Source organism: Rhodococcus sp. USK13 (assembly GCF_018343855.1).
GTDB classification, from domain to species: Bacteria; Actinomycetota; Actinomycetes; order Mycobacteriales; family Mycobacteriaceae; genus Rhodococcus_F; species Rhodococcus_F oxybenzonivorans.
In genome coordinates, this window is sequence record NZ_CP069242.1 from 962,379 (window position 1) to 981,354 (window position 18,976).

The window sequence follows — 18,976 nt, forward strand, 5'->3', positions numbered from 1 at the left end:
CGTCCAGTTCCCGTGCCCCACTTCGACCCGATCCGACGAGTCTTCTCAGGCCGCCCGCGTGTGCCGACCTTTCGCGTTCTCTGCAGGAGCCGATGGCAGGCACCGCTCCAGAGGTGCGGGCGTGGCTGCTGATCGAGCAGCCGGGCCCGTGGGGCCGGGACCGGTTACGGCAGAGTCGCCTCGACCCCATTCTCGGTGACACGCTGGCCGGACGCTGCGCGGACGCCGGGGTCCGACCCGTGTTGATACGGACCAGGGCTCGTCGCGACATCAGCACTGGGCGACACGTCTACCTGGTCCGTCCCGGCCGATCCGATGCGTGGATGAAGCGAGAACTGGTGCGCGACGATGGGGAACTGCTCGACCTCGTCTCGGAAACTGCTGTGCCAGAGGTCAACCCGTCGACGGTTCATCCTTCACTGTTCCTGGTGTGCACACACGGCAAGAAGGACGCGTGCTGCGCCGCCTTCGGACGTCCGGTGGTTGCCGGCCTCGGAGATCGTGGGAGCCGGGTGTGGGAGTCCACGCACGTCGGCGGAGACAGGTTCGCGGCGACCATGGTGTGCCTGCCCTCCGGAATCTACTACGGACGCGTCACCGCGGAGGCCGCGGAACATATAGTCGCCGAACATGATCGGGGCCGCATCGTGCTGGGGCATTACCGCGGGCGATGCATCGACCCGCCGCTGCTTCAGTTCGCCGACTATTCCGTCCGCGCCGACCGCGACCTGGTCGGTATCGACGACGTCGTTCCGCTGTCCGCCACCACGCGTGACGACGGCGATTCCGACGTCCTCGTCGCTCTCCCCGACGGAGTTGTGCGCGTGCGTGTGCGCACCGAGTCGGCGGCGCCTCGGCTGACCGCGTGCAGCGCGGGAGTGGTGGGCAACCCGGAGCATCACCGCCTGGTCGAGATGACGGACGTGGCGCCGGCAGACGGTCGGTAACAGATACACGTGCGTGCGGGAGGACGCCGGAAAGGTACATTCGCACGCACGTGCGCGCGCTGCGCCGGGTAGAAGGGACTTCGACGTTCATGGCCACAGTGACCTATGACGGTGCCACCTGTTTGTTCCCCGGCTCGGACAAGCCGGCCGTCGATCAGCTCGATCTGAAGATCGAGGACGGTGAGTTTCTCGTGCTGGTCGGACCCTCCGGCTGCGGCAAGTCCACATCACTGCGCATGCTCGCGGGACTCGAAGACGTGCACAGTGGGCGAATCCTCATCGGTGACCGGGACGTCACCGGCCAGGAGCCGAAGCAGCGGGATATTGCGATGGTGTTCCAGAACTACGCCCTCTATCCGCACATGTCGGTGGCCGAGAACATGGGCTTCGCGTTGAAGCTCGCCGGGAAACCGAAGGCCGACATCCGGCAGCGCGTCGAGGAGACGGCCAAGCTGCTCGACCTCGAGCCGTACCTCGACCGCAAGCCCAAGGCGCTCTCCGGCGGTCAGCGTCAGCGGGTCGCGATGGGCCGTGCGATCGTCCGGCAACCTCAGGTGTTCCTGATGGACGAGCCGCTGTCGAACCTCGACGCCAAGCTCCGCGTGCAGACGCGGACGCAGATCGCGCAACTGCAGCGCCGCCTCGAGACCACCATGGTGTACGTGACCCACGACCAGGTCGAGGCGATGACGATGGGTGATCGGGTCGCCGTGCTCAAGGATGGAGTGCTGCAGCAGTGCGCCTCCCCGCGCAACCTCTACAGCAAGCCGGCCAACGTGTTCGTCGCCGGCTTCATGGGTTCGCCGTCGATGAATCTGTTCACCTTGCCGATCACTCCGGACGGGGTCGTGCTCGGCGACGCGACGATTCCCCTGCCCCGCCAACTGCGCTCGGAATCGTCCGAAACCCAGGTGGTGGTGGGTATCCGTCCCGAACACCTCGAGCTGTCCACCACGGGCATCCCGATGGAGGTCGCGGTGGTCGAGGAGCTCGGATCCGACGCTTACATCTACGGTCGCAGCACCGTCAACGGCGAGACACACCAGCTGGTGGCGCGCGCCGATTGGCGGAACCCCCCACGCAAGGGCGACCTGGTGAAACTGCACGTCGATCCCGCCGCGGTACACCTGTTCTCGGCGTCCGAGGGATACCGGCTGAGCTAGCCGCGGAGTCCGCGCCGCCGTTCCTGAACGATTCAGGTCGGGGGTAATGCGGCACTTCGGCCGTGTTCCGTGCCACAGTATGTTCCGACACCGCACCGGTGCCGCCGGATTTCGTGCGCAATGCGCCGGAATCCCGGTGCCGGTGGCGGGTTCATCCACATCTACCTACGGGGAGACTCCATGGTTCAGATTTCGAGAGCGGTCCGGCGCGCCGCGGTGCTTGCCACCGCTGCGTCGCTGGTCACGCTCACCGCGTGCTCTAGCGACAGCGGCAGCAACTCCACGTCGGAGAACCTCGACGGCCGCGGACCCATCACGTACGTCGAGGGCAAGGACACCACCGAGACCGGGGTCGTCCGCCAGATCATCGACGCGTGGAACGCCGAGCACCCGGACGAGCAGGTGACGTTCAAGGAGCAGTCGAACGACGCCGATCAGGCGCACGACGACCTCGTCCAGCACCTGCAGGCCAAGCAGTCCGACTACGACGTCGTGGCACTCGACGTGCCCTGGACCGCGGAGTTCGCGGCCAAGGGCTGGCTGCAGCCGCTGACCGGTGAGTTCGCGGTCGACAACACCGGAATCCTCCCCGCCACCGTGGAAAGTGCCACCTACAACGGCACCCAGTACGCGGCACCCAAGAACACCAACGGTGGGCTGCTGTACTACCGCAGCGACCTGCTCCCCGCCGCCCCGAAGACGTGGACGGAACTCGCCGCGGCGTGCGAGGTGGCCAAGACCAACAACATCGACTGCTACGCCGGTCAGTTCGCGCCCTACGAGGGCCTGACGGTGAACACCGCCGAGGTCATCAACGCGTTCGGTGGTTCGTTCGTCGGTGAGGACGGCAAGACCCCCACCGTCGACAGCCCGGAGTCCCGCGCGGGTCTGCAGGTTCTCGTGGACAACTTCAAGAACGGCGACATCCCGGCTCAGGACACCACGTTCAAGGAGCCCGAAAGCCAGAAGGCCTTCGAGGACGGCAAGGCGCTGTTCCTGCGCAACTGGCCGTACGTGTACGCCAACGCCGAGAAGGACTCGTCCGCGGTGAAGGGCAAGTTCGCGGTCGCCCCGCTGCCCGGCAAGGACGGGATCGGCACCTCGACGCTCGGTGGCTACAACGCCGCCATCAGCGCGTTCTCGGAGAACAAGGCAACCGCTCGCGACTTCCTGACCTTCCTGCAGGGCGAGCAGGCGCAGCGCATCATGGCGATGGACTCGCTTCCCCCGGTCCGCGCCGCGCTGTACGACGACCCGGAGATCGTGGCGAAGTACCCCTTCATGCCCACGTTGAAGGTGTCGATCGAAAACGCTGTTCCCCGCCCGGTCACCCCGTTCTACCCGGCTGTGTCGAAGGCCGTGCAGGACAACGCCTACGCCGCCATCAAGGGTGAGAAGTCCGTCGACCAGGCGATCACGGACATGCAGTCCGGTATCCAGTCCGCGGGCTCGTAGCAACACCGGCTCGTAGAACACAGGAGTGAAGATGGCCGTTCCGACTGGGACCACCAGTGGGGCGCCGGCCCGTACCGCGGCCGGGGATTCCGATCCCGGCCGCGGTTCGCGTGCGGAAAGTGAGAACGGGCGACGCTTTGGGCTGAGCGGTCGCCGCGCGTGGCTGTTCGTCGTCCCGACGCTGGCGGTCCTGGCTGTCGTCATCGGGTACCCGGTGATCCGGGCCCTGGTGATGTCGTTCCAGAAGGATGCCGGTCTCGACCCGTCGACGGGCATGTTCGTCGAGGGCGGTTGGGCAGGATTCACCAATTACACGCACTGGATCCTGCAGCAATGCACCTCTCCGGGAGGTGCGGCCGTGGCGTGCCCCCCGGGCACACTCGGGTCCCAGTTCTGGTCGGCGGTCGGTAACACCGCCTTTTTCACTGTCGTCACTGTCGGGATCGAGGTCGCGATCGGCCTGTGGATGGCGATCATCATGGGCAAGACATTCAAGGGTCGCGCACTGCTGCGCGCGGCCGTCCTTATCCCGTGGGCCATCCCGACCGCGGTCACCGCCAAGCTGTGGTACTTCATCTTCGCCTACGACGGCATCGCCAACCGGTTACTCGGCACCCAAATCCTGTGGACGTCGGACGAATGGCCGGCCCGCTTCGCCGTGATCATCTCCGACGTCTGGAAAACCACACCGTTCATGGCGCTGCTGATCCTCGCCGGTCTGCAAATGATTCCTCAGGACGTGTACGAGGCAGCCCGCGTGGACGGCGCCTCGGCGTGGCAGCGGTTCCGCCGGATCACACTCCCTCTGGTCAAGCCTGCTCTGATGGTGGCGATCCTGTTCCGCACCATGGACGCCCTGCGCATGTACGACCTGCCCGCCATCCTGACGGGCGGCAACCCTGCCACCACCACCGTGTCGATACTCGTGGTCGACCAGGTGCGGCAAGGGTTCAACAGCGCGTCGGCGCTCTCGACCATCACATTCCTGATGATCTTCGCGGTCGCATTCGTCCTCGTGAAGTTTCTCGGTGCCAATGCCGTCGAAACTCAGGAAGCACAGCGAAAGGGGCCGAAGCCGTGACGCATCGCGCACCGGAACCGGACGTCCCCGACACCTCGGCGCGGCGCAAGCGTCCCCAGCGATTCGCTTTCAAGAACACTCGCATCTACGTCGGCGTCGCGATCATCCTCGTCTGGGGTCTCGCCCCGTTCTACTGGATGATGGTGACGGCGTTCCGCGACCCCGACTACACCTTCGACACCACACCGTGGCCGACGCACCTGACCCTCGAGAACTTCCAGAACGCGTTGTCGACGAGCAGCGGCAACAACTTCACGCGGGCCCTGATCAACAGCATGATCGTCGGCGGCGTCACCACCGCGGTGGCTCTGGCCGTCGGCATCTTCACCGCCTACGCCCTGGCTCGGATCGAGTTCCGGTTCAAGTACGTGGTGGTCGGCATCGTGCTCGGCGCGTCGATGTTCCCCGTCGTCGCACTGGTCACTCCACTGTTCCAGTTCTTCACGAACATCGGCTGGATCGGCACCTACCAGGCGATGATCATCCCCAACATCTCGTTCGTCCTCCCGCTCACCATCTACACCCTGACGTCGTTCTTCAAGGAACTCCCGTGGGAGCTCGAGGAGGCGGCCCGGATCGACGGCGCCAACCGGGGCCAGGCGTTCCGGTTGGTGATGTTGCCGCTGGCGGCGCCCGCGCTGTTCACCACCGCCATCCTGGCGTTCATCGCCACCGTCAACGAGTATCTCCTCGCCAGCCAGCTGTCGAGTGACGCCACCGAACCGGTCACCGTCGCGATCGCCCGGTTCTCCGGCAACGACCCGCATGTCGTGCCCTACGCGGCGATCATGGCAGCCGGCACCATCGTCACCATTCCGCTGGTCATCATGGTGCTGCTGTTCCAGCGCCGCATCGTGTCGGGGCTGACGGCCGGCGGCGTGAAGAGCTGACACCAGATGCATCCGGTGGCGAAGCGGCAGCGACTCGAGATTCTCATCGGAATCCTCGGGTTCTTCACGGTGATGGCGTTCATCGCCGCGGTCGTGGAGGTGGTGAACGGTGATCCCGGTGTCACACCGGCGCTGGTGTTGCTGGGTTGCCTGCTGTTGTCGGGGCTCGCAGTTGCGGCGCGCGCCCGTGTCCGCTGAAACAGGACAAGCGGTCGGATTATTTGCTGATCGGTAGCGCGGTGCGCGTCACACTCGGGGCAATCACATAACATACGTACGGGGTGGGTGCGATGATCCTCCGTGACCGGATACCTGACCGGGAGTGTGTAAGTGAGTTCTGGCAACGACGCGACGGGCGATGGCACCGCCGAGTCCGGTGGCACGCCCGTCGGTGACGACGGCGCAGCAGCGACAAGCACGCCGCGAGCAGGGAAGAAGAAGTCCCGCCGCTGGCGCACGGTCCGCCGCGTCGGTCTGGGCGTGATAGCGCTCGTGCTGGTCATTCCCCTCGTGATGTTCCTGGTGAGTTACGTCCAGGCCGAGGTCCCCCGCCCGTCGGACATGAAGACCAATCAGGTGGCCACGGTGTTCGCCGCGGACGGCGCCACCGAATTGGCGAAGGTGATTCCCCCGGAAGGTAACCGCACCGAAATCGCGCTCGGGGAGATACCGCAGCACGTCCGGGACGCTGTCCTGTCGGCGGAGGACCGGAATTTCTACTCCAACCCCGGCTTCTCGACCACGGGATTCGTGCGAGCCGCCCGCGACAACGTCCTCGGCAAGGAAAGCGCTGGCGGCGGGTCGACGATCACCCAGCAGTACGTCAAGAACGTGCTGGTCGGCGCCGACCGAAACGTGTATCGGAAGATGCGCGAACTCGTCATCTCCACCAAGATGGCCCGGGAATGGTCGAAGGACGAGATCCTCGCGGCGTACCTCAACACCATCTACTTCGGCCGTGGTGCCTATGGCATCGAGGCGGCGTCGCGGGCGTACTTCGACAAGCCGGTCGGTGAGCTGTCGGTGGCCGAAGGCGCCGTGCTGGCCTCGGTGATCCAGAGCCCGTCCTACCTCGACCCCGAAGCGAACGTCGACCAGTTGCAGGCCCGGTGGAACTATGTGCTCGACGGCATGGTCGAGATGGGTGTGCTCACCTCCCAGGACCGCAGCGAGATCGAGTTTCCGGCCGCGGCGCCGGCCAATCGGCCCACCGACGCCAACTCCGCGCCCGGCCCGGAGGGTCTGATCCGCAACCAGGTGCTCCGGGAACTGTCGGACGCCGGGATCTCCGAGCAGACTCTGAACACCGAGGGTCTACAGATCACCACGACGATCGACCCGAAAGCGCAGCAGGCCGCGATCGACTCCGTGCACGAAACCCTGGAAGGGGAGGACCCCGGTCTGCGCACCGCGGTGGTGTCCATCGATCCGCGCACCGGCGGTGTCCGTGCCTACTACGGCGGTGAGGACGGTGCCGGATTCGACTACGCGCAGGCTCCGCTGCAGACGGGCTCGTCGTTCAAGGTGTTCGGCTTGGCCGCCGCGCTCGAACAGGGCATTCCGCTCTCTGCCCGCTTCAGCAGCGCCCCGCTGACCGTCGGCAATGTGCAGATCGGCAACGTCGAGGGTGAATCCTGCGGCACATGCACCATCGCCGAGGCCACCAAACGGTCACTGAACACCAGTTTCTACCGGCTCATGATGTCCTTGGACAACGGTCCGCAAGCCATTGCCGACGCCGCGCACAAGGCCGGTATTCCCGAGTTCATCCCCGGGGTGCAGGGCAAAACGTTGAGTGAGAACGGCGGCGAACCCGAGGGCGGCATCGTTCTCGGTCAGTACTTGTCTCGTCCGATCGATATGGCGTCGGCGTATGCGACGCTCGCCGCCTCCGGCATCTACCACCCGCCGTACTTTGTCCAGCGCGTGGTGACCGCCGATGGAGTGGTCCTGTTCGATCGGGCGCCGAGCCCCGGGGAGCGTCGACTCGAGGCCGCGGTCGCCGACAACATCAGCCAAGCCTTGATGCCGGTGGCTGCCTATTCCCGCGGTCACGCACTCGCGGGAGGACGTCCGTCGGCGGCGAAGACGGGCACCGCGCAGCTGGGCGATACCGGTGAGAACAAGGACGCCTGGATGGTCGGTTACACGCCGTCGTTGTCGACGGCGGTGTGGATCGGTAAGGCCGACGCCACCGCGATCAACAACAGCTGGGGCGGGCTGATCTACGGGTCCAGCCTGCCGTCCGACATCTGGAAGGGAACGATGGACGGTGCCCTCGAGGACACCGACTGGGAAGAATTCCCCTGGCCGGACCCCATCGGCGGGCAGGCGGGTGTTCCTTCGTGGAGCGGCGTTTCGAGTAGCGGCAGCGGGTCCGGAAGTGGCAACGGCCAGACCGCCAGTCCGCCGCCTGCGCCGGCACCCGTAGAGGCGCCGCCGCCGGCACCGTTACCGCCGATTCAGCCCCCGCCGCAGCTCCAGCTACCGGCGCCCACGCAGATCGAAATTCTTCCGGGCGTGATCATTCCGCTGCCGGGCTAGGGTCGGGCGAACTTTCAGCCCAGGCTGCGGTACCCGCCGCCCGGTGGTGCACGATGCGGCAGCACCACGACCCGCAGCGCTGCTCGTAGGCTGTCGGACGTCTTGGCCCAGGACTGGGCTTCGCTCTCACACATGTCCGCTTCTTCGGAGTCGTTCTCGCGGGCGAGTTCCGCGTTGTGGCGCCACTCGACTTCCTGGTCGGAGCAGAGGCGCAGGAATTCGAGGATGGTGTCTCGATCGCGACCGCAGATTTCGGCGACATCGTCGGCGTCCAGCCCGCTGTCGGAGTCCAGATGAATCAGCGTCATCAGCGCCGCGGGCAACTCGTGGCTGCCGTGCTCGTCGGTGCCGGTCGGACTCGTGGCGGTGGTGTTGAGGGTGCCGCCCAGTCGTTCGGCAAATGCCTCGTCGGCGGTATCGACGAGGTGCTCGAAGGTGCGGAACACCGACAGCAGATGTTCGGCCGCGAAAGGCGAACCGTCGATTCGCATGACGGCGACCACGTTGTCGACTATCAGCAGGAATTTGATGTCGGACCACTGACGGTTGAGATCGGCCAGCGCTTCCGCTGCGCGGGTCCGGTCACTGATCGAATGGACAACGCGGGCAAACACCTCGACCCGGGCGTCGTCGTCGAGCACCCTGACGTAGGTGGGCATGTCACCGACCCAGACGAGGATGTCTCCGTCCCCGTCCTTCTCCGGTGCCTGCCCGAGCATCGATTCGACGGCCGTGTCGACGAGTTCCCGTAGACCTGATCCGTTGCGCTGCCGAGCCGGTGCGACGTCGGGGACGTCGAGCGGCGGGACATCTTGTCGACCCCGGGTGATCGCGTGCAGGAACGACGGATGCATCAGGTCCCAGATTTCCCGGAACACGGCGATGGTCATCGTCGCCAGCCGAGTGGCCTCGGTGCGGTCGGCGTCGAGATAGAACGAAGCGGAGCCGTTGCCCTCGTCGACGTCCACCACCGCATCCGGGCGGTTCCACCCGAGTTCGATCAGCCGATCGTGATCTTCCTCGGAAAGTTGACGCGCCGGATGCAAGAAAAGGTTGGACGGCACCTCACACCGCACCGTGTCACCGGCCCAGGCGAAGAATCGCACGCACGCGGCCGTCTCGGTGAGGCCGTCGTCGGTGCTGTCGTAACGCGACACCAGCACCAGCTCGTCGTCGTCCTGCATCGCGCGCACATACCGGGTCAGACGGTCTTGGAACTGCGTCCATGCGTCGTCGATCTCCCGATCGAAAGTGTTCTCGGACATCACGCCTCCCTCGATGAATCCTGGGTGTCACCGTAGAGGGCGGGTACGACAAGTATTCGAACACAAAGGCGAATGCCCCTTACGGCGCGATGAAAAGCGTCGAAAGGGGCATTCGCCTCGGGAACCGTCCTACGCGTCGATGATGAACGCCTCGAGCTCGGTGCGAGCCTTGTCGTCCGCCATCTGAACCGGCGGGGACTTCATCAGGTACGCGGAAGCCGGGTAGACGGGTCCACCGATTCCGCGGTCCTTGGCGATCTTGGCGGCGCGGACGGCGTCGATGATGATGCCGGCCGAGTTCGGGGAGTCCCAGACCTCGAGCTTGTATTCCAGGTTCAGGGGCACGTCGCCGAACGCGCGACCCTCGAGGCGCACGTACGCCCACTTGCGGTCGTCGAGCCAGCCGACGTGGTCCGACGGGCCGATGTGCACGTTGCCGGGACCGAGGTCGCGGGTCAGGTTCGACGTCACAGCCTGCGTCTTGGAGATCTTCTTGGACTCGAGGCGGTCCCGCTCGAGCATGTTCTTGAAGTCCATGTTGCCGCCGACGTTGAGCTGCATGGTGCGGTCGAGCTGCACGCCGCGGTCCTCGAACAGCTTCGCCATGACGCGGTGGGTGATGGTGGCACCGACCTGCGACTTGATGTCGTCACCGACGATCGGGACGCCGGCGTCCTTGAACTTAGCCGCCCACTCGGGGTCGGAGGCGATGAACACGGGCAGGGCGTTGACGAACGCGACACCCGCGTCGATTGCGCACTGGGCGTAGAACTTGTCGGCATCCTCGGAACCCACGGGCAGGTACGACACCAGCACGTCCACCTCGGCGTCCTTCAACGCCTTGACGACGTCGACGGGCTCGGCCTCGGAAATCTCGATGGTCTCGGCGTAGTACTTGCCGATGCCGTCGAGGGTGGGGCCGCGCAGCACCGGCACGTCGGCCGGCGGAACGTCCGCGATCTTGATGGTGTTGTTCTCGCTGGCGAAGATGGCCTCGGAGAGGTCGAATCCGACCTTCTTTGCGTCGACATCGAAAGCGGCGACGAACTGGACGTCGCGAACGTGGTACTTGCCGAACTTGACGTGCATGAGGCCGGGAACGGTCGCCGTCTCGTCGGCGTCCTTGTAGTACTGCACGCCCTGAACCAAGGACGAGGCACAGTTCCCCACGCCCACAATGGCCACGCGCACCGCGGTGCTGTTCTCACCCATGGTCGGGTTCTCCTTCTTTATTAGGTGTTGCTGTCGATTGCTCGGCGGCGATCAGCTCGTTGAGCCAGCGCACTTCGCGCTCACTGGATTCGAGACCGAGCTGGTGAAGCTGACGGGTGTAGCGGTCTATCGACCCGCTGGCCCGTCCCACGGCTTCGCGGAGCCCCTCCCGGCGCTCCTCGACCTGGCGTCGTCTGCCTTCGAGAATGCGCATCCGCGCCTCTGCGGGTGTGCGGCTGAAGAAGGCGAGATGAACACCGAAACCGTCATCGGTGTAGTTCTGCGGACCCGTGTCGGCGACCAGTTCCTTGAACCGCTCCCTGCCGACCGGTGTGAGCTGATAGACGCGGCGGGCGCGACGCTTGACGGTGCCCGGGGCACCTGCGTCCTCGGCGATCAGACCGTCCGCCTGCATGCGTCGCAGAGTGGGATAGAGGGAACCGTAGGAGAACGCGCGAAACGCACCCAGCAGTCCCGTCAACCGCTTCCGCAGCTCATATCCGTGCATGGGTGACTCGTGGAGCAGCCCGAGAATTGCCAATTCGAGCACTTGTCCACCCCCTGAGTCGCCAGACCTAACCGTGTGATGCGATGCCGAACTATATCGCACCGATATATATGACGATACGCGTGGGCGATACATGGGACAAGTCGTCACAGATTGTTTTGTGGGTGGCTTCTGTCGGCCGGTTCGCGGGTCAGCCGCGCCGTTCACAACCTCCGTAGGAACTACGTCTAGTCACCGAACGGGTAGACGGCGATGATCTCACCGTCGAAGGTGACGTCGAAGTATCCGGTGTTGCCGGCTTCGTTATTCGCGTACACGGAGATGATCGGCGGCCCTTGTTCTCCGCCGGGCTCGAAGCCGAAGGACAGGTGATCCACGGTTCCGTTGGGCACTCGGACGCTTTCCGGTGCGCCTTTCAGCAGGCCGGCGAGGGCCGGAAGGTCCACGGCGGCGAGGTCGAACGACCGCTCGTCGGCGTCGCGGGTGGAGGCGCTTCCCCAGCTGTCGAATTCTCCGTCGTAGAGGTACGGGTCGGACTGGGACGGGTTTCCGGTTGCCTGTCGGTCGAGAACGGCATGTTCGGGGAAGAGATCGACTTCATCGGCGATGGTGTCACCGAACTCTGCGCGGTACTCGTCGATGAAGTGTTGAACCCCGCTGCCGGTGGTCAGGGTGGGAAGCGGCTTCGACGGTCCGGCGTCATCCCCGATCGATCCCGCGATTGCGCCGACTACCGCAGCGCTCACGACGATCGCACCGGCGGCGATCCACCGTCGCCGGGACCTGCGCTGTTTCGGGCGGACGACGGGGGCATTGGCCAGTCGGCTGGGAATTTGCAGGTCACCGACGAGCCGGTCGAGTTCGTCGAAGGTCTTCGCGCTCATCGCCCGGGCTGTGCGGTAGCTGTGTTCCTCAGCCGAGATCTGACCGTCGGCCTGAGCCGCGTCGAGGACTCCGCATGCGTCGGCCCGATCGGAGTCGCGAGCCCGTAGCCCGGGGAGGCTTGTCTTGTTCATCGTGTCCTATCCACTGAACGGCGAGACGCGGAGGACCGAACCCGCCGGCGTGACCACGATCATGCCGCTCTCGTCGAAGTCGTTGCTCGCGTAGATCCGCACGATGGGCGTGGCGCCGTCGGTGTCGATTCCGAGGTAGTCGACCTTCGCGTCCGGAACATTGATAGCCGTGGGCGCCGTCGCCACGACGTCCGCCAGGGCATCCACATTCAGGCCCGCGAGGTCGATGATCGGGGTGTCGACCTTCCGAGTGGTCGCCGGACGTGACGGCGAGAACCCGCCCTGGTAGTCGTACGAGACCAGCCGATTCGGCTCCAGCGGTTGTGCGCGCTCCAAGTTGGCGTGTTGTGGATACAGGTTCAACTCGTCGACGACCGTGTCACCGAACTTGGCGCGGTACTGATCGATGAAGAGGGTCATTCCTTCCCGCGTGGTGAGGTCCGGCGTCGGTATCACCACCGGCGCGACTGCACCGAGATCCATCGAGGCCGGTTGCGCGGCGGGTGCGGGGGCCTGCGCGTCGTCGCTGTCGGTGAGGGCGAAGGCCCCGACAGCGGCAATGACGGCGGTGGCCGCGACTGCTGCGGTGAACAGGTGGCGGCGGGTTTCGCGGGGAGGCCTGGCGTCGGGCGGTGCATCCGCGGGACGCTGCAGGTCGCCGACGAGGGCTTCGAGTTCGTCGAGTGTGCGCGCGCCGGCGGCGAGTTCCGACATGGCCCGGTGCTCGTCCTGACTGAGCTGTCCGTCCCCGAAAGCGCCGTCGAGTATTGCCGCGGTATTGGCGCGGTCGACGTCACGCGCGCGCGTGTTCGCTGGGTATCGGCTGGCCACGCAGAGATCTTAGTGTGCGGACCGCTATTGCGCTGGGACGATCTGCAGAACTTCGCCGCCGAGGCCGGCCTTGACGTACCCGCCCCCGAGGTTGTCGGCGCCGTTGACGTAGATGTTCATGGTCGGACCTCTACCGCCGTCGGCGATGAGGACGTGGGCGATGCTGCCGTCGGGTGCGCCGACGAGCCGAGGAGCATCGCCGAGCAGCGCCCCCAGCGCAGCGACGTCCACCTGCCGCAGATCGACGTCGGCCGTGCCGGGCGACCGCCCGCTGCGCGGTCCCCACGGGGTGAAGCCGCCGCGGAAGGAGTAGGTGTCGGCCTGACCGGGTGCTTCCGCCACCGTTCTCTTTGCGAGGGCATAGCCCGGGTACAGCGCCATCTGATGAGCCGTGAGGTCGCCGAACTCGCGCTGATAGGCGTCGAACACCGCTGCGATGCCGTCCGGTGTCAGCGGCTGAACCACCCCGGTGATCGGCGACTCGGCGTCCGCCACCGGCGGCTCCTGGACGGGAAAACCGACGGGCCGCTCGACCTGGACGGGTACGGAACCGCCGGCCGGCTCGGGGCCGTCGTGCTGCGTCAGTGCAACTGCGACGATCCCTGCTGCCACCGCCACCGCAATACCCACGGCGATCCGCAGAACTGTTCTGCGGGGCCGGGCAGAGCGAACGGGTACTTCATCGGTGAGGCTGGCGGGCAACTGCAGGTCGCTGATCAGCAGGTTCAGTTCCGCCAGCGTCTTCGCCGACATGGCCTGCGCGGTGCGGTCGTGGTACTCGCCGGCGTCGAGCTGTCCGTCGGCGTAAGCGGCGTCGAGTTGGCTGCACGCATTGACGCGATCGAGGTCGCGTGCGCGGGTGCGCGAGGACGGTCCGGAGGCCACATCGGCATCGTAGTGGGGGAACGGCGTTTGACCAGCGTCACTCGACCGACCCCTTTCCTCCTGACGCCACGCACGTACTCTGGTCTCCGTGCGGATACAGCGGCAGGTGGTGGACTACGCGCTTCAGCGCAAGTCTCTGCTGGCCGAGGTCTACTCGGGCAGGACGGGCGTCACGGAGGTCTGTGATGCCAGCCCGTACCTGCTTCGAGCCGCGAAATTCCACGGCAAGGGCAGTGACGTCGTGTGCCCTATCTGCCGGAAAGAGCAGTTGACCCTGGTTTCCTGGGTCTTCGGCGACAAGCTGGGCCCGGTGTCAGGTTCGGCTCGGACGGCCGAGGAGCTGGTGCGTCTCGCAGCCACTCAGGAGGAGTTCTCGGTTCACGTGGTCGAGGTGTGCAGAACCTGTAGCTGGAACCATCTGGTTCAGTCTTATGTTCTCGGTAATGTGCCCGCACCGAAGAGGCCGAGGCGATCGTCGCCGAGGCCTCGGCCGCCGAGTCGGCGGACCGCGAGCGAATAGAACGCCCGAACACGGACGAGGGCCGAGGACTGCCCACTGACGTGACGCCGGACTGAAACAGGTCCACAACCACTGGAGATTTGTACGTGAGTTCCCCCCGCAGCAACGCCCCGGGTGATCGACCGAACGGACCGAGACGACCGAGTGGCCCCCCGCCACAGGGGCGCCCCGGAGGTCCACCACCCCGCGGCGGACAGCCTGCAGGTGGGCCGCCACCGCGCCGTATGCCTCCCCCGCCGCAGGGTGGCGGCCGTCCTCCCGGACCGCCGCCGCGTCGTATGCCTCCTCCGCCGCAGGGTGGGGGCCGTCCTCCGGGGCCGCCGCCGCGTCGTCCCGGTCCCCCGCCGGGCCGTCCCGGTCCCCCGCCAGGCCGTCCGGTTGCCGGTCCTCGCAGCGCGCCGCCCCCCGGTGGGCGTCCTCCGGGTCCGCCGCCGACGGGCGGTCGCCGGCCGGGAGGCAACGCTGGTGGACCGCCGCGGAAACCGCCGGCGAAAAACAAGTCGAGGTGGAGGATTGTGCGCCGCGCCGCCTACACATGTGTCGCGCTGGGCCTGATCATTCCGATCCTGCTGTTCATGGCCGCCTACGTCGTGCAGGAAGTTCCGCGTCCCGGCGACCTGAAGACCAACCAGGTGGCCACCATCTACGCCGCGGACGGCACGTCGGTGCTGAGCAAGGTCGTGCCGCCGGAGGGTAACCGCACCGAGGTCACCCTCGACCAGATCCCGAAGCACACCCGGGACGCGGTGCTGGCAGCCGAGGACCGCGACTTCTACTCGAACCCCGGCTTCTCGGTCGGCGGCTTCGCCCGCGCCGCCCGCGACAATGTCCTGGGTAAGGACAGCGCGGGTGGTGGCTCGACCATCACCCAGCAGTACGTGAAGAAGACGATGGTGGGTTCCGAACGGTCGCTGACGCGAAAGATGAAGGAACTGGTCATCTCGTCGAAGATGGCCCGTGAATGGTCGAAGGACGACATCCTGGCCGCCTACTTGAACACCATCTACTTCGGCCGTGGTGCGTACGGTATCGCGGCGGCGTCGAAGGCGTACTTCAACAAGCCCGTCGACCAGCTCACCGTCGAGGAGAGCGCAGTTCTGGCGTCGTCGATCCAGTTGCCGTCGCTGCTCGATCCGGAGACGAATCCCGAGGGTGCGCAGTCGCGGTGGAACTACGTCCTCGACGGCATGGTCACCGCAGGCACGCTCGAGCAGTCGGCTCGCGCAGGTATGCAGTATCCGCCCTATGTGCCCCTCGCCCAGGTCGACAACGGTAACCAGGACACCGGTCCGGAGGGCCTGATCAAGAACCAGGTCCTGCGGGAGCTGGGTGACGCCGGAATCAGCGAGCAGCTGCTGAACACCGAGGGACTGCAGATCACGACGACGATCGACCCGGTCGCGCAGGCGGCCGCGGTGGACTCGGTGCGTTCCAACCTGGAGGGTGAACCGGAGAACCTGCGGACCGGTGTGGTGTCCGTGGACCCGAAGTCCGGCGCGGTGCGGGCCTACTACGGCGGCGAGGACGGCGGCGGTTACGACTTCGCGAACGCCGGACTGCAGACCGGTTCGTCGTTCAAGGTGTTCGGCCTCGCCGCGGCCCTCGACCAGGGCATCCCGCTGTCGCAGATGTACGACAGCTCGGAGCTCACGGTCAACGGCATCACGATCAGCAACGTCGAGGGCGAGGGTTGCGGCACCTGCACCATCGCCGAGGCCCTCAAGCGGTCGCTGAACACCAGCTTCTACCGTCAGCAACTCGAAATCGACGGCGGGCCGCAGGCGATCGCCGAGATTGCCCACCGGGCGGGTATCCCGGAGGAGATCCCCGGTGTCGGGCCGACGCTGACCGAGCCGGACGGCAGTGGTCCCAACAACGGCATCGTGCTGGGTCAATACCAGTCGCGCGTGCTCGACATGGCGTCCTCCTATGCCACGTTGGCGGCCTCGGGTGTCTACCGCGCCCCGCACTTCGTGCAGAAAGTGGTCAGCGCGGACGGCACCGTGCTGCTCGACCGCGGTGTCGATCCGGGCGAGGAGCGCATCGACAAGGACGTCGCCGACAACGTGACGGCCGCGATGGAGCCGATCGCCGGATATTCGCGCGGTCACAACCTGGCCGGTGGACGCCCGTCCGCGGCCAAGACGGGTACCGCGCAGCTCGGGGACACCGGGCAGAACAAGGACGCATGGATGGTGGGGTACACCCCGTCGCTGTCCACGGCGGTCTGGGTGGGCACCACCGATGGTCAGGCTCTCGAGAACAGCAACGGCGCCATGATCTACGGCTCCGGCCTGCCGTCCGACATCTGGAAGGACACGATGGACGGGGCCCTCGAAGGCACCCCCGTCGAGAAGTTCCCGAAGCCGGGTCCCATCGGAGGCCAGTCGGGTCTGCCGGCGTACTCCGCCCCGGCGCCTCCCAAGACGTCTGCGCCGCCGACGAGTACCTTCCAGCTGCCGACGCAGCTCGTGCCGCCTGTGGTGGTGACGCCGTCGCCGGTCGAAATTCTGCCCGGCATCACCATTCCGGTTCCGGGTCTGGCGCCGAGACCGACCACACCGGCACCGGTGGTGCCGACCGAACCGGAGAACACGACACCACCGAACGCGGGCAACGGTCAGCGGCAGATTCCGACTGGTTAGCGGCGAGCGGTAGCCTCGCGTAGTGGCCGAAAACCAGAACGCGCACGTCGTCCGAGGCGCGGGCGAGGCGGAATTCGTCTCGCCCGCACCATTGGCGGAGGATCAGCGTTCGGCGGACTGGCGGGATGTTCCCGGCCGCACCGACCCGCTGGTGTCGGAGCTGTCCGGGGTGATCGGTGGACCGGTGGGTCGGCACGCGGTGGTGGGGCGCAGTCGATTCTTCACGCCGATGCGGGCGATCCTGTTGTTGGCGGTCGTCTTTCTCGCGCTCGGCTGGTTCGCCAAGGCGCCCTGTATCCAGCAGGCTCCGGTGGGCGCGAACGGTGCGCTGGGTCTCGACTGGAGCGGTAGCCGGCAATATGTCGCGATGTGTTACTCCGACACCGTGCCGCTGTACGGGGCCGAACGGCTGAACGAGGGCGCCTTCCCCTACAAGAAGTGGTGGGAGGAAGACGCCGGCAACGGCCAGATGCAGCGCCGCTACATGGAGTACCCGGTGGTGTCGGGTCTGTATCAGTACGGCGCCATGGCGGTGGCCAAGGCGTGGGACTCCGTCCACTGGCTACCGGGCGCCCTGCAGGTCGTCATCTATTTCAATGTGGTGGCGCTCGGGCTGGCCGCGGCGTGGCTCGTCACCGTCTGGGCCAGTGCGCTTCTGGCCGGGCGGCGTGTCTGGGACGCCGCGCTGGTGGCCGGTTCACCGCTCGTGGTCGTCCATGCGTTCACCAATTTCGACCCGCTGGCAACAGCTTTCGCTACCGGTGGCCTGCTTGCGTGGTCGCGGAAACGTCCCGTGCTCGCCGGTGTCCTGCTCGGCCTCGGCGGCGCGGCCAAACTGTATCCGCTGCTGCTCCTCGGACCACTGCTGGTGTTGTGCGTGCGCACCGGCAAGACGCGGGACTGGTCGGTGACCGCGTTGACCGCGATAAGCACGTGGCTCGCGGTCAATCTGCCTATCGCCCTGCTCTTCCCGCGCGGGTGGGCCGAATTCTTCAGACTCAATTCCGAACGCGGCGCCGACCCCGACTCGCTGTACAACGTCGTCACTTCGTTCACCGGGTGGACCGGTTTCGACGGCGTTCTCCCGGTAGGGCAGGCACCCACCATCCTCAACGCGGTGTCGTTCGTACTGTTCGCTCTGGTCTGTGTGGGCGTGGGCTATGTCGGGCTCACCGCCCCGCAGCGTCCCCGGCTGAGCCAGCTGTGCTTTCTGCTGGTCGCCGGTTTCCTTCTCACCAACAAGGTGTGGAGCCCCCAGTATTCGCTGTGGCTCGTCCCGCTGGCTGTGCTCGCCCTACCGCACCGTCGAATTCTTCTCGCGTGGATGACCGTCGACGCGCTCGTGTGGGTGCCCCGGATGATGTACTACCTCGGCGTCTCCAACAAAGGTCTTCCCGAGCAATGGTTCACCTCCGCGGTGGTGGTTCGTGATGTCGCCGTGGTTGCACTGTGCGTGCTGATCATCCGTCAGATCTACCGGCCCGACGAGGACCTCGTGCGGTACGGGTTCATCGACGACCCCTCGGGTGGGGTCCTCGATCAGGCACCGGACGCGCATCCGCGCTGGTTGCCGGTCTGGTTGCGGCCGCGAGCGTCGAAAAATGCACCTGCCCAGGACACCTGGACTATGAGCGGCTAGGGGTTCGCGAGCACGTACGCGGCGCCGACGAGGAACACGGCGATAGAGACGCCGAGCGAAATGGCTCTGATCGACCACTGGCGGGCGTCGGCGGCGGCCCGCACCGAACGGTCGTACTCCCCCTGCTCCCACAGTCGGTGAACGGAGAGCGCGCGGAGAAGAGCGACGATGCCGAACGGAACGAAGGCGACCACCGCCAGGATTGCAAGTGGCAGACTGCTTGCGGGCGGCGGTGCCAGCGGGCCGTCGAAGTCTGCCGAGGTGTCCTGATGCTGCGCCGTCATGCATGCCTCCCCGTGGTTCAGCCCACGACCGTGGGCGCCGACGTGGAGTATAGACCCGCCCAGATGTCTGGACGTACACCACCTTTCGAGC

The 18,976-nt window shown here is 66.2% G+C and carries 17 protein-coding genes; 10 read left to right on the top strand and 7 right to left on the bottom strand.

All coding sequences use genetic code 11. From position 1 onward, the window contains the following. Positions 1-92: 92 nt before the first annotated feature. The 7 genes from JQT59_RS07240 to JQT59_RS07270 all read left to right on the top strand — a co-directional run bounded on the left by JQT59_RS07240 (position 93) and on the right by JQT59_RS07270 (position 8,080). Complete coding sequence (locus JQT59_RS07240; protein WP_213575553.1) at positions 93-947, top strand: ferredoxin family protein; 855 nt, start codon at positions 93-95, stop codon at positions 945-947. Positions 948-1,036: 89 nt separating this feature from the next. Then, positions 1,037-2,110, top strand: coding sequence for an ABC transporter ATP-binding protein (locus JQT59_RS07245; protein WP_213575554.1), 1,074 nt, complete (start codon positions 1,037-1,039; stop codon positions 2,108-2,110). Between the two features lie 180 nt (positions 2,111-2,290). Beyond that, positions 2,291-3,565 carry an ABC transporter substrate-binding protein gene (locus tag JQT59_RS07250; protein WP_213575555.1) on the top strand — a complete coding sequence of 425 codons (1,275 nt, stop codon included), beginning with the start codon at positions 2,291-2,293 and terminating at the stop codon, positions 3,563-3,565. A gap of 31 nt (positions 3,566-3,596) precedes the next feature. Further along, positions 3,597-4,646, top strand: coding sequence for a carbohydrate ABC transporter permease (locus tag JQT59_RS07255; protein WP_213575556.1), 1,050 nt, complete (start codon positions 3,597-3,599; stop codon positions 4,644-4,646). After that, positions 4,643-5,536: a carbohydrate ABC transporter permease gene (locus tag JQT59_RS07260; protein ID WP_213575557.1), complete on the top strand. Its 894-nt coding sequence runs from the start codon at positions 4,643-4,645 to the stop codon at positions 5,534-5,536. The genes JQT59_RS07255 and JQT59_RS07260 overlap by 4 nt, the downstream gene beginning before the upstream one ends. Before the next feature lie 6 nt (positions 5,537-5,542). Beyond that, positions 5,543-5,734 (top strand): hypothetical protein, encoded by a 192-nt coding sequence (locus tag JQT59_RS07265; RefSeq protein WP_213575558.1) that lies wholly within the window; start codon positions 5,543-5,545, stop codon positions 5,732-5,734. Between the two features lie 132 nt (positions 5,735-5,866). Continuing rightward, complete coding sequence (locus JQT59_RS07270; RefSeq protein WP_213575559.1) at positions 5,867-8,080, top strand: transglycosylase domain-containing protein; 2,214 nt, start codon at positions 5,867-5,869, stop codon at positions 8,078-8,080. A gap of 14 nt (positions 8,081-8,094) precedes the next feature. On the opposite strand, the gene JQT59_RS07275 is transcribed toward JQT59_RS07270, so the two are convergent. From JQT59_RS07275 to JQT59_RS07300, 6 genes are all read right to left on the bottom strand, one after another. Further along, positions 8,095-9,345 (bottom strand): T3SS (YopN, CesT) and YbjN peptide-binding chaperone 1, encoded by a 1,251-nt coding sequence (locus JQT59_RS07275; protein WP_213575560.1) that lies wholly within the window; start codon positions 9,343-9,345, stop codon positions 8,095-8,097. A gap of 129 nt (positions 9,346-9,474) precedes the next feature. After that, on the bottom strand, positions 9,475-10,557 hold the full coding sequence (locus JQT59_RS07280) for an inositol-3-phosphate synthase (protein ID WP_005249652.1): 1,083 nt from the start codon (positions 10,555-10,557) through the stop codon (positions 9,475-9,477). Beyond that, entirely contained in the window at positions 10,550-11,107 is a 558-nt protein-coding gene (locus JQT59_RS07285) for a PadR family transcriptional regulator (protein ID WP_109334622.1), read from the bottom strand. Before JQT59_RS07285 ends, JQT59_RS07280 begins: the two co-directional genes overlap by 8 nt. A 185-nt stretch (positions 11,108-11,292) precedes the next feature. Continuing rightward, positions 11,293-12,081: a DUF1707 SHOCT-like domain-containing protein gene (locus JQT59_RS07290; RefSeq protein WP_213575561.1), complete on the bottom strand. Its 789-nt coding sequence runs from the start codon at positions 12,079-12,081 to the stop codon at positions 11,293-11,295. A 6-nt stretch (positions 12,082-12,087) separates the two neighbouring features. Next, positions 12,088-12,912 (bottom strand): DUF1707 SHOCT-like domain-containing protein, encoded by an 825-nt coding sequence (locus tag JQT59_RS07295; protein WP_213575562.1) that lies wholly within the window; start codon positions 12,910-12,912, stop codon positions 12,088-12,090. A gap of 24 nt (positions 12,913-12,936) precedes the next feature. Next, the gene (locus tag JQT59_RS07300; RefSeq protein ID WP_213575563.1) at positions 12,937-13,797 is read right to left on the bottom strand and encodes a DUF1707 SHOCT-like domain-containing protein; all 861 of its coding nucleotides are present in this window, start codon (positions 13,795-13,797) and stop codon (positions 12,937-12,939) included. An 88-nt stretch (positions 13,798-13,885) separates the two neighbouring features. Here JQT59_RS07300 and JQT59_RS07305 point away from each other — a divergent pair, with 88 nt between their 5' ends. The 3 genes from JQT59_RS07305 to JQT59_RS07315 all read left to right on the top strand — a co-directional run bounded on the left by JQT59_RS07305 (position 13,886) and on the right by JQT59_RS07315 (position 18,601). Then, positions 13,886-14,317: a DUF5318 domain-containing protein gene (locus JQT59_RS07305; protein ID WP_109334618.1), complete on the top strand. Its 432-nt coding sequence runs from the start codon at positions 13,886-13,888 to the stop codon at positions 14,315-14,317. Between the two features lie 278 nt (positions 14,318-14,595). Beyond that, positions 14,596-16,962: a transglycosylase domain-containing protein gene (locus JQT59_RS07310; RefSeq protein WP_249354196.1), complete on the top strand. Its 2,367-nt coding sequence runs from the start codon at positions 14,596-14,598 to the stop codon at positions 16,960-16,962. Positions 16,963-16,984: 22 nt separating this feature from the next. Continuing rightward, positions 16,985-18,601 (top strand): glycosyltransferase family 87 protein, encoded by a 1,617-nt coding sequence (locus JQT59_RS07315; protein WP_213575564.1) that lies wholly within the window; start codon positions 16,985-16,987, stop codon positions 18,599-18,601. Here JQT59_RS07315 and JQT59_RS07320 read toward each other — a convergent pair. After that, positions 18,598-18,885 (bottom strand): CD225/dispanin family protein, encoded by a 288-nt coding sequence (locus tag JQT59_RS07320; RefSeq protein ID WP_159922847.1) that lies wholly within the window; start codon positions 18,883-18,885, stop codon positions 18,598-18,600. The genes JQT59_RS07315 and JQT59_RS07320 overlap by 4 nt on opposite strands. Positions 18,886-18,976 lie beyond the last annotated feature (91 nt).